9 protein-coding genes are annotated in these 10,988 nt (G+C 47.6%); 1 reads left to right on the top strand and 8 read right to left on the bottom strand.

The genetic code is table 11. The features are described from left to right. Positions 1–287: 287 nt before the first annotated feature. The 5 genes from ACLR2L_RS07840 to ACLR2L_RS07820 form a co-directional block, all read right to left on the bottom strand. Positions 288–980, bottom strand: a complete 693-nt coding sequence (locus ACLR2L_RS07840; protein WP_413367174.1) for a hypothetical protein — start codon at positions 978–980, stop codon at positions 288–290. Positions 981–1,132: 152 nt separating this feature from the next. Then, a complete protein-coding gene (locus tag ACLR2L_RS07835; RefSeq protein ID WP_413367172.1) occupies positions 1,133–3,034 on the bottom strand; it encodes an alkaline phosphatase in 1,902 nt (633 codons plus the stop codon). 14 nt (positions 3,035–3,048) lie between these two features. Further along, positions 3,049–4,632: an alkaline phosphatase gene (locus ACLR2L_RS07830; protein WP_413367170.1), complete on the bottom strand. Its 1,584-nt coding sequence runs from the start codon at positions 4,630–4,632 to the stop codon at positions 3,049–3,051. Positions 4,633–4,861: 229 nt separating this feature from the next. Further along, positions 4,862–5,587, bottom strand: a complete 726-nt coding sequence (gene lpxH, locus ACLR2L_RS07825) for a UDP-2,3-diacylglucosamine diphosphatase (protein WP_413367168.1) — start codon at positions 5,585–5,587, stop codon at positions 4,862–4,864. Positions 5,588–5,657: 70 nt separating this feature from the next. After that, on the bottom strand, positions 5,658–6,152 hold the full coding sequence (locus ACLR2L_RS07820) for a peptidylprolyl isomerase (protein ID WP_140956593.1): 495 nt from the start codon (positions 6,150–6,152) through the stop codon (positions 5,658–5,660). A 168-nt stretch (positions 6,153–6,320) separates the two neighbouring features. Here ACLR2L_RS07820 and cysS point away from each other — a divergent pair, with 168 nt between their 5' ends. Beyond that, positions 6,321–7,697 (top strand): cysteine--tRNA ligase, encoded by a 1,377-nt coding sequence (cysS, locus tag ACLR2L_RS07815; protein ID WP_413367166.1) that lies wholly within the window; start codon positions 6,321–6,323, stop codon positions 7,695–7,697. Positions 7,698–7,712: 15 nt separating this feature from the next. On the opposite strand, the gene ACLR2L_RS07810 is transcribed toward cysS, so the two are convergent. From ACLR2L_RS07810 to ACLR2L_RS07800, 3 genes are read right to left on the bottom strand one after another with little or no spacing between them, the layout of a single operon-like run. After that, positions 7,713–8,189 carry a methyltransferase family protein gene (locus tag ACLR2L_RS07810; RefSeq protein ID WP_413367164.1) on the bottom strand — a complete coding sequence of 159 codons (477 nt, stop codon included), beginning with the start codon at positions 8,187–8,189 and terminating at the stop codon, positions 7,713–7,715. Beyond that, positions 8,182–9,234 (bottom strand): ion transporter, encoded by a 1,053-nt coding sequence (locus ACLR2L_RS07805; protein WP_413367162.1) that lies wholly within the window; start codon positions 9,232–9,234, stop codon positions 8,182–8,184. Before ACLR2L_RS07805 ends, ACLR2L_RS07810 begins: the two co-directional genes overlap by 8 nt. A 14-nt stretch (positions 9,235–9,248) precedes the next feature. Continuing rightward, positions 9,249–10,901, bottom strand: a complete 1,653-nt coding sequence (locus ACLR2L_RS07800) for a LysM peptidoglycan-binding domain-containing protein (RefSeq protein ID WP_413367160.1) — start codon at positions 10,899–10,901, stop codon at positions 9,249–9,251. Positions 10,902–10,988: the final 87 nt, after the last annotated feature.

Below are 10,988 nucleotides of genomic sequence, written 5' to 3'. Positions count from 1 at the left end.
ATTCGATAAATAAAATGACAAGCAAGATAAATAGTACCGATCCGTAGATGAAGTTTTCCTGAGAGAGTAGCCAAACCGTCATTATCACCTTCCTTGATGCACGGTATTCGCAATGCAGTACGCATTACTTTTTATTTAACATGCATGTTATATAACACATATGCATCATCTTGCCAGTGGCCACAGGGATTGTTTGAGTATATGAATGCAGACAGCCGTATCTGCAGTCTGCATTTCATAAATAAGTGAGCAGGTGAATGAAAGTGCGGTGAGCTCTCTCTCAGTGGTTAATGGTGATGCCCTTCGCCTATGGCTTCACCTTTGGCGTTGTAGTACCCGGATGCGCCTTTTTCGATAAAGCCCTGGTGTACCATTTTGGTTAAAAAGGGATCAGTATGGTCATCGCCTATGTCGGCAAAATCCGTAGTTTGGTAGGCCATGCGGTGGGCAAAAAAAGCGTCTACAGGAGCCGGGTCGAACTGCAGTGTGGTAAGTGACCATTCAATTGTTTGAGACCCCGATACAACCGAGAAAGACTTCGCAATGCTCAACTCAGGCAGCCAGATTAGGGTCCATTCAGCACCGTTTTTGTTGAGTGTGTACGTTTGAGTTTGCAGGCAGTCATCACCTTGTATGTTACCTGGTGTCATACTTGCCAGTAATTCGTCACTGAATAACTGATTGCGATACGTCCAGCTGGTTTCTGTTTTACCGTGAACCGACTCTCCAGGTTGATACTCGATAGCACGCTGGTGTTCATCAAAATAGCGCGTGGGCTTTATTAAGCGGTTGTGGATGTGTTCCCAGGTTTCTGTGATCCGGGTTTGTGGGTATTCATGGGCAACCATGTTCTGCTGACGCCATAAATTCAGCAGTTTGGTGTTGTCACCTTTTGCTGAATGCGTATGGATTGTATATTCAGCATGCAGGGTGGAAGCCTGGGCGTCACAGCTTTCGGCGTGCGCCAGTTGGGCGCTCAAACAAAAACTTATGGATAAAAGAAGTGCTCTGTACATCATGTTCTCATTGGTATTCAAAGTGTGATGATTTTTAAGACGCAAAATAGGTTGCCGCTTGGCGGCAACCTACCGGTAACCCATCGGTAATCCGAACGGTTATTTATCGCAACAGATTATTCTATTGCTTGTTCGGCTTTATTCACGATGTCACCCGCGTAATCCATCACATGAAAGATCACGCTTTGTTCGTTGGTGCCATTTACTAACCAGGCCCCTGGACCTTTCGCATAGATACCTACATCTTCTCCCGCGTGGGTTTCTGAACCCATGGGTACCAGTGCTTCCTGGTGATAGCCTGATGCAGTGGTATCCACGTCAGTCAGGTCCATCCGGCCAGTATTAGCGGCATACGAATAAATCGCGTCAGCGTCAGTTTCGTCACCTAAATCACGGAAGCCCAGTCCATTGGTGTAACCCAGTGTGGTGTAAGGCTGGTCGTCGGCCGCCGTTGCAGGTTCATCCGAACCAATATTAACCACTTTACCCAGAATGGGGTTACCGCGTTTTGGATACCCGGCAATGGTAAATACGTGGCTGTGGTCGGCGGTAACAATGATTAAGGTGTCATCGTCGCTGGTCATGGCATCCGCTGCCGCTACTGCATTTGCCAGTTCAACAGTGTCGGTAAGGGCGTTATAGGCACTGCCCGCGTGATGACCGTGGTCAATACGGCCAGATTCAACTACCAGGAAGAAGCCCTTGCTGTTGTTATCTAATACCTGAATGGCTTTTTCAGTCATTTCGGTTAACGAAGGTTCGCCGGCAATATCGTTTGCGCGGTCAGCTTCGTACTGCATGTGTGATTCGTTGAACAAACCAAACACTTTACTGGTTGATTCTGTATCGATGGCGTCAAAGCCAGCCTGGTCATACACATAAGTACCTGTGGTGTACATGGCAGACCATTCCGCTGTTAAATCACGACCATCTGTGCGATCACCTTCCACCGAGCTCACTGCATCCGGGCTGTTAAAGCTGGCATCTTTGGGCAGGAAATGACGACGTCCGCCACCCATAACCACTTCGATACCGTCTACGTCAACACCGTCAAAACGCGCTTCCAGATTGGCTTCAAAGTGCACCAACTGGTCGGCAATATCTTTACAGCCAGCGGCTAATGCTTCAGCTGGCATGTCTGAATTGTCTTCCCAGTCGCGGTCTGCTGATTTGGCATACGTCGCCGCTGGTGTTGCGTGAGTGATACGGGCAGTGGCAATTACACCCGTTGATTTGCCAGCGATCTCCGCTAGTTCAAGGGCCGTTACCAGTTCGTTTCCGGCAACAGTAGAACAATTGCCACGCTCGATGTCTTCGCTTACCCCAATTACACCCACGTCCGTTTTTACACCAGACATCATGGCTGTCATAGTGCCGGCTGAATCAGGTGTTTGTGCATCAACGTTGTAGGTTTTAGACAGTCCCGCAAACGGGAATTTGTCGAAGCTCAGCTGGTTCTCTTCACCGTCCAGGCCTTTCATCTGACCATCAAGAATACGCGCTGCAGTAACGGTAGATACACCCATGCCGTCGCCAATGAACAAAATGATGTTCTTTGCCTGACCGCGCAGAGACGTAACTGTGCGCTGTAAGTCCGCCTTGCTGGTTACCACTACGTTATTACTGTTAATGCTACTGGTGGATAACGCACCAGTTGCTTGTAACCAAACTGTTTTGTTGGCTTCTACTTCGGCTGCAGCTTCAACAAACCAGTCGTTGTTTAACGAGGTTAGCAATTCTGATGAATCAACTGATGAGGCTGCGGGAACACACACATAGCTGGTTGAGCTGATTTCAGAATCGGATAACGCGCCGTCGTTATCGCTGTCTAAACCTGAATCGATTTGTACACCGCTATTCGGGCAGTTTGCATCGCCAACTGCTAATTCCGTTTGCACAACCAGACTGGTTACGCCGTCGGTACCATTTACACCGTCTTTGCCATCATCGCCGTCTAAAGAACATGCGCTCAATCCGATTACGGCAGCGGCAACAACACTTAGTTTAAATACATTCATGGTTATAACTCCGCTTATTCTTCTACCAGATCCAAAGCCTGATTAATCAGGTGGAATACGACACTTTGCTCAACTACACCTTGCACCAGTTGACTGCCTGGGCCAGTAGCGTGCAAAGAAATGTCTTCACCCGCGTGGGTTTCAGAACCAAGTGGAATCAAGGCTTCCTGGTGATAGCCTGAAGCAGTGGTATCAACGTTAGTTAAATCTTTACGACCCGCATTGGCTTCATAGGCATACACTGCATCTGCATCCGTTTCTGTGCCCAGATCCTGATGACCTAAACCATTGGTATAGCCTAATGTGGTGTAGGGCATGTCATCAGCAGCAGTGGCTGGTACATCAGAGCCTACGTTAACCACTTTGCCCAGAATCGGGTTGCCGCGTTTGGGATAACCGGCAATGGTAAATACGTGGCTGTGGTCAGCGGTTACCAAAATCAGCGTTTCGTCCGGGTTGGTGTTGTCGTATGCCGCTTTCACTGCTGCTTCGAAGGCCAGTGTGTCAGTTAGTGCGTTGTAGGCACTGCCCGCATGGTGACCATGGTCAATACGACCAGATTCAACCATCAGGAAAAACCCTTTGTCGTTGTTGTCCAGAATGCCAATAGCTTTTTCTGTCATTTCAGCAACAGAAGGCTCGCCTGCGATATCGTTGGCACGGTCTGCTTCATATTGCATGTGAGATTCGTTAAACAAGCCAAATACACGCTCTGTGATTTCGGTGTCGATGGCATCAAAACCAGTCTGGTCGTAGATGTACACGCCGTTTTCATACATGGATTGCCATTCAGCAGTCAGGTCGCGAGAATCCATACGGTCGCCTTCAACTGAACTCACAGCGTCCGGGCTGTTAAAAGCTGCATCCTTCGGTAAAAACGAACGGCGGCCGCCACCAAATACCACTTCGATACCGTTTACATCGATACCGGTGTAACGCGCTTCCAGATTGCTTTCAAAGTTTACTAACTGGTCGGCAATATCAGTACAACCTGCTGCAATTGCTTCTTCTGGCATGTCACCATCATCTTCCCAGTTGCGATCAGCAGATTTTGCATAGGTTGCAGCTGGTGTCGCGTGAGTAATACGCGCAGTGGAAATGATTCCGGTAGACAGACCTTTAATTTCGGCCAGCTCCAGTGCGGTAACCACTTCGTTACCTGCTACCGTGGCACAGTTACCGCGCTCGATGTCCTCGTCTACGCCAATTACGCCAGCATCGGTTTTTAAACCTGACATCATGGCTGTCATGGTGCCTGCTGAATCAGGTGTTTGTGCATCAACGTTGTAGGTTTTCACTAACGCAGAGTGAGGGAATTCTTCAAAGCTAAGATAACCTTCTTCACCGGAATTACCGGCATTCTGGCCTTTCAGGATCCGCGCTGCAGTAAGCGTTGACACGCCCATACCGTCGCCTACAAACAAAATTACGTTCTTTGCTTTGAATTTATTGTTTACTTCGAGCTTGTGTTCGATTTTCGATTGCGCGTCAGTAAACCACGCACTTTCTGCCTGGTAAGTGGGCAGAACATCAGCTTGTAGCCCTGAAGATACAGCCATAGCAACAGCACTGGCAGTGAGTTTCCAGTTCAGTTTCATTGTGATATTCCCAATAGTGACTTGTCATTTTTATATGTTGCAGCAGTTTTTTCCGCTGAAACGAGATTCGTCGGAAATGCCTATAGAGAACTGATTGAAAATCAGCACATTGGTTTGGCATCCGAGTGCAGATATCCTAGAGGGGGTTTATGAATGTTAATTGAAACCAAGATGAAGGTTTATTGGCAGAAATCTTACTAAAGCTTGGCAGTTTTATTACAAAAAGGGCTTAATTAAACTGTCGTTTTTCTAAATTTACGTCAACAGCGCTAACGCGTAATACGCTGCCCTGTGTATACCAGTCGCCCAGTACAATGCGGTGCGCGGGCTTATTGTTTACGGTCAGCGAGTGAATGTTTGGGCGATGTGTATGCCCGTGTATCATTCTGGTTACTTTGTGGTGCGCCATTGCTTTTACCACTTCTTCTTGTGTGACATCCATGATTTCAGCGGTGAGTTTTTGCTGATTCTTCTGACTGGTTTTTCTGCCGCGTTGAGCAAGTTTTCGTCTAAGCCACAAGGGCAGAGCGCCAACTAATCTGGGCCACCACCATCCACGGGCCTTTTTGCGGAACTTCTGGTAGGCCACATCCAGCGTGCACAATTCATCACCATGCATGAGAAGCGTTGGCTCACCGTATAAATCAATAACGTATTGTTCCGGAAGTAACGTTATGCCGGCTTTATTCGCCCATCCCTGACGGATTGCAAAGTCGCGGTTACCATGGATAAAGTAAACAGGGATAGACTGCGACAGGGCATTAAATGCACTTGCGATCTGTTCTGACAAGGGCGTTACATCGTCATCACCTAACCAAAACTCAAATAAATCACCCAGCACGTAAAGTGCTTCAGCCTGTACGGCATCAGTAGCGAGAAACTCCAGTAAACACCGGGTAATATCTTCGCGCTCTGCGCTTAAGTGAATGTCAGCAATGAAATAGGTAAATGGCATGTAAAATCAGTCTGTTGGCATTAAAAAGGGAGCCACAGGACTCCCTTACGCTATGCAATTGGCGTGCATCTTATTCGCTGATGACCGCGTTTTCAATAACAACAGGTTCAACCGGTACGTCCTGGTGGTAGCCGTGGTTGCCCGTTCTTACATTTTTGATTTTTTCAACTACATCCATACCGCTGGATACTTTACCAAATACGCAGTATCCCCAGCCGTTCATTGATTCGCTGCTGAAGTTCAGAAAATCGTTGTTTTTTACGTTAATAAAAAACTGAGCAGTAGCAGAATGCGGATCATTGGTACGGGCCATTGCAATAGTGCCTGCGGCATTGGCAACGCCGTTATTGGCCTCGTTTTTAATGGGCGCTTTGGTGCTTTTCTGTTCCATGTCGGCAGTCATACCGCCGCCCTGGATCATAAAACCATCGATAACGCGGTGAAAAATAGTACCGTCGTAAAAGCCGTCTTTTACATAAGACAAAAAGTTTTCAACAGTGTTAGGTGCTTTATCGGCAAACAGTTCCAGGGTTATATCGCCGTAATTTGTTTTTAATGTCACCATAGTAATTAACCTTATTGTTGGGTCACTGAATCAGTTGCAGCAATAGTAGCCCAATTGACGCAATGCTAAAAGTCCTTAAATGCCACGGTACCGTTAAAGCGTAGCAACTCAAACCCGACAATGCTAAACTTCGGCACCAAATTTAAGGTTACTAAGGAATCTATCGTTATGTTACAGCTGTTTAACACCAAAACCCGACAGAAAGAGCGCTTCCAGCCGCTGGTAGAAGGGAAGGTGGGGCTGTATGTGTGTGGCATAACGGTATACGACCTGTCACACATGGGCCATGCCCGTACGTATCTGAGTTTTGATGTGCTGGTGCGTTACCTGCGTCATCTGAATTTCGATGTGAAGTACGTACGCAACATCACCGATGTTGACGACAAAATTATTGCCCGGGCCAACGCCAATAACGAAACCGCCGAGGCGCTTACCGAACGCACTATTGGTATGATGCACGAGGACTTTGCAGCATTAAACCTGCTGGTGCCTGATGCAGAGCCACGGGTTACCGGCCACATGAGTGAGATCATCGACGTGATCCAGCGCTTAATGGACAAGGGTTTTGCCTATCAGGCCGACAGTGGTGATGTACTGTTTGATGTAAGTAAATACAACGACTATGGCAAACTAAGCCGTCAGAACCTGGAACAACTACAAGCGGGTGCGCGGGTAGAAGTGGCTCAAGGCAAAGATGATCCGCTTGATTTTGTGTTGTGGAAAACAGCAAAACCAGGCGAGCCAAGCTGGACATCGCCATGGGGCGAGGGACGTCCTGGCTGGCATATAGAATGTAGCGCAATGAATCACAAGCATCTGGGCGAACATTTTGATATTCACGGTGGCGGGTCAGATTTGATTTTCCCTCACCACGAAAACGAAGTAGCACAAAGCTGCTGCGCGTTCGATACGCCGTACGTAAACACCTGGATGCACACCGGCATGGTACAGGTTAACGACGAAAAGATGTCCAAGTCTTTGGGTAACTTTTTTACGTTACGCGATGTACTGGCGGAGCACGATGCTGAAATTCTGCGATTTTTCCTAATGTCTGCGCACTATCGCAGCCAGTTGAGTTATTCCCAGGACAACATCGATCAGGCCAAATCAGCATTAGAACGTTTGTATACCGCCTTGCGTGGTGTGAATGTGAATAGTGTTACCGACCTGAGTTACGGTGGTTATTTAGCGCGATTTGAAGCTGCGATGAATGACGATCTGAACGTGCCTGAGGCGTATTCAGTGTTATTTGACCTGGCCCGCGACCTCAATAAACAAAAAGACAACGCCGAAGAAGCCGGCAAGTTGGCTGCTGTTTTAAAGGGGATCGGCGGTATTTTAGGCTTTTTGCAACGCGATCCGGAAGCCTTCCTGCAATCGGGTGGTGATGATGATGCAGCAGAAATTGAAGCATTGATCAAAGCACGTAACGATGCACGAGCAGCCAAAGACTGGGGCGCAGCTGATGCGGCCAGAGACAAACTCACCGCAATGGGCATTGTGTTAGAAGATGGTGCTCAGGGCACGACCTGGCGTCGCCAGTAACACTAACAGTTTGCGCTAATCGTTGGCTGACACACTCAGCCAACGATTTACCCGTTTGCAATAGCGGGCAAACTCTTCCCCAAAAAGTTGGTGCATCATGCGTTCTTCGGGCTGAATCTGGAAGCGCTGTAGATACAGACAAGTCAGCACTGCGAAAACAAACCCACTCGCATCGCGAAAAATAAACGCACTGCCGATTACCCCTACAACTAATCCCAAATACATGGGATTGCGGGTGTATTTAAAAATACCATTGCTTACCAGATTACTGGCGTTTTCAATTTTATGCGGATTAACCGTGGTTTTGTGCTGCCTGAATGCAATTACACCTGCGATACCAATAAAACCGCCAGCAACAAAAATGACAAAGCCGAGTGGACGCAACAGGTAGGGCAACGGCAACCAGCCAAAGTCACTGACATACCAGGTAGCTATTAACGCCAACAGAAAAATCACCACGGGTGGAATTTTTAATTCAAGGTGCTTAAGCATCGCGATTGTCCCTGTCTTCAGCCATGTTGGCCGCTTGTTTTTGTTGCTGCTTTTCCAGTAAATGCGATTTCCAGCGTTGTTGTGAAACGTGCCCTTTAATGGCTTCGAGGCATTCGTTTACTACCTTTAAAAATTCGTCTTCCAGGTTTTCTTCTGAGGGGGTGAAATCGGTTAAACCGTGTGCCAGAAACTCTTCAATATCGTTGGGTTTTAGATCGGCCAATAAATTGATTATTGATGCTGTTACAATATCGGTAACCGCTTGTTCCAACGTGTTTTCAATGGTTTTACCTAGCACGGGGACAAACGACAACGTGTTAACTTGTGCGTTGTCGCGCACGGCCTTTCCAACACTGTTTTTTACATGGCGTCGAATAACATCGCCATGTTTGCTGTCGCCAATAGACTGACCAAAGTGGTTTACAATTCCCGACACCCAATTGCTGATCACCGGACGGCGAGGGGCCAGCACGTTTTGGGTAATATCCTCAATCAATGGTGAACCCGCTGCGATATCCTGCTGTGCATCTGAGAGCACTTTTACCACAATCCGGTCGCTGAGTTCTTCTACAAATACATCGTAATAAAAGGCTATAAACCGGTACAACGCGGTTTGGTTGAGGTCGATGATCTGGTGTTTGTGCAATCGATACAAAATTGAAAATATCCGCAAAAAGCGGAAGATACGGGTGCCCCCTAAGGGGATACAACCTACTAAATCATACCATCGTAGAAAAGGAAAAAAGTACCAGCGCAGGTGTTCTTTACGTTTTATGGCCACTGCCCAACGCAGGAAGAATTCACTTAGAAAAAGCGTAATAAAGATTAAATCCACCAGTATAAAATTACGGTGGATCGGCTCGTAGAAACTCACAAACGCAGGAGACCAGCTATTCAGCGTGTCATGAACAAACGCTGTGCCATACAGGCCGTCAAACAATAAAAACAGCAGGTTTAAAAACAGCAGGCCCAGCATGACTAAGTCGAGCAGTAACCAGGGCCCCTCGTGACTATTTCGCAGATTCTCCCGGTTAATCCTTAACATGGGTTACCTGATCCTTAGCCAACGTTTTTAAGGCGGGTCACGTCAACATGCAACGTAAGTTTTTGCCCCGGTTGCAGATATTTATCCGGGTTCAGCTTATTCCACTTGGTAATATCACTGGTGCGCAAATTAAATTTTTGCGCAATGCGGGCCAGCGAGTCGCCACTCTTTACTGTGTAGGTAAGTGTGCGCATGATAGCGTCGCGTTTTTGTTCATCGTTGGCTTCATTTACCCAGATAACCAGGTTTTTTCCCGGCATAAGTGGATCGGTAGGCGCCATGCCATTCCATTTTGCTAACGAACGCGTGTTCACGTTGTATTTACGGCTGATATCCCACAGGGTATCACCTGATTTCACTTCATGAGTAAGCTGATAACTGCCGCGTTTCTGGTTTTGTGTGTTAACCAGTCGCTGATCTTCCGACAACGAATAGGCATCCAGCTTTTTCAGCGCAACGGGCACCATTATGTGCTCACCTACGCGGATCATGTTGTCCTTCATTTCGTTTACACTTTTGATTACGTCAACCGTAGTGTGGTATTCCTTAGCTATTTTTAACAGGCTATCGCCCGATTTTACTTTGTGACGCACCCAGTTTAAGCGGTCATTTTGCTCAACGTTTTCCAACGCTTCTGAAAAGCTGTCTGCTTTGTCTAATGGCAATACTAAGCGATGTGGACCTTCGGGATCGGTAGCCCATCGGTTAAAGCCCGGATTCAGTGCGTGTAGCGATTTTAAATCCATGTCGGCCAGCTGAGCGGCAAAAGCCAAATCAACTTGCGAACCAATATCGACAGTAGTGATAACGGGTTCATTTTCTACTTCAGGCCACTCAAACTCATAGTCATTCTGATTTTTCAGAATGTCGGCCAGGGCCAATAGTTTTGGCACATAAGCACGTGTTTCCTTGGGCAAGTCCAGCGACCAGAAATCAGTAGACTTACCGGCGTCTTCATTGCGCTTTATGGCTTTTCCAACACGTCCTTCACCACTGTTATAGGCTGCCAGTGCATGCAGCCAGTCACCGTCGAACATGTCATTCAAATAAGTCAGGTAATCCAGTGCTGCATCGGTTGATGCCACTACATCCCGGCGGCCGTCGTACCACCAGGTTTGCTGAATACCAAAGCGAGATGCGGTACCCGGAATAAATTGCCACATGCCCGCCGCTCTGCCATGCGAATACGCAAACGGATCAAAGGCGCTCTCCACAATTGGCAACAACGCCAGTTCCAGAGGCATTTCACGTTCTTCAATTTGCTGCACAATATAGTGAATAAAAGGTTTGGCGCGCTTGGATACGCGTTCCATATACGCCGGGTGCTTTAAATACCAATCGCGTTGGATGGCAATGCGCTCATTGTCGGGGATGTCAAACTGAAACTGATTACTGGCTCTTCGCCACACATCAGATACAATGCCGGGTTCAACGTCATCTAATGTTTGATCTAAATCCACCTCCACTTCTTCCGAAGGGTGCATCACTTCAATCACGCCTTCGTTAGCCAGTTCGCAGTCGGCCTGATCGTTAATGTCGGTATGGGCTATTTCACACGTGGTGCGGTTGTCTGATAGTGCGGTATCTTCATGATCCGGGCCTGTTAACTGACAGCCCGCAAGCAGCGACGTAACCATGATGGACAGCACAGACAACTTCAACTTCATGTAAAAACTTACCCTTTGATCGATTGAGGCAAACGCCAGTGTACGCAAATTGGCGATTTAATGCATCCCGTTGATTAACATCGCCTG

The organism is Alteromonas sp. AMM-1 (assembly GCF_047290655.1).
In the GTDB taxonomy this organism is placed as follows: domain Bacteria; phylum Pseudomonadota; class Gammaproteobacteria; order Enterobacterales; family Alteromonadaceae; genus Alteromonas; species Alteromonas mangrovi.
The sequence above is the reverse complement of the archived record's forward strand: the minus strand, read 5'-3'. Positions and strand labels throughout refer to the sequence as shown.

Coding starts and splice junctions, on each gene's coding strand:
- ACLR2L_RS07830 (WP_413367170.1), bottom strand. CDS start 4,632: ATGAAACTGAACTGGAAACTCACTGCCAGTGCTGTTGCTATGGCTGTA.
- ACLR2L_RS07820 (WP_140956593.1), bottom strand. CDS start 6,152: ATGGTGACATTAAAAACAAATTACGGCGATATAACCCTGGAACTGTTT.
- ACLR2L_RS07835 (WP_413367172.1), bottom strand. CDS start 3,034: ATGAATGTATTTAAACTAAGTGTTGTTGCCGCTGCCGTAATCGGATTG.
- ACLR2L_RS07800 (WP_413367160.1), bottom strand. CDS start 10,901: ATGAAGTTGAAGTTGTCTGTGCTGTCCATCATGGTTACGTCGCTGCTT.
- cysS (WP_413367166.1), top strand. CDS start 6,321: ATGTTACAGCTGTTTAACACCAAAACCCGACAGAAAGAGCGCTTCCAG.
- ACLR2L_RS07805 (WP_413367162.1), bottom strand. CDS start 9,234: ATGTTAAGGATTAACCGGGAGAATCTGCGAAATAGTCACGAGGGGCCC.
- ACLR2L_RS07810 (WP_413367164.1), bottom strand. CDS start 8,189: ATGCTTAAGCACCTTGAATTAAAAATTCCACCCGTGGTGATTTTTCTG.
- lpxH (WP_413367168.1), bottom strand. CDS start 5,587: ATGCCATTTACCTATTTCATTGCTGACATTCACTTAAGCGCAGAGCGC.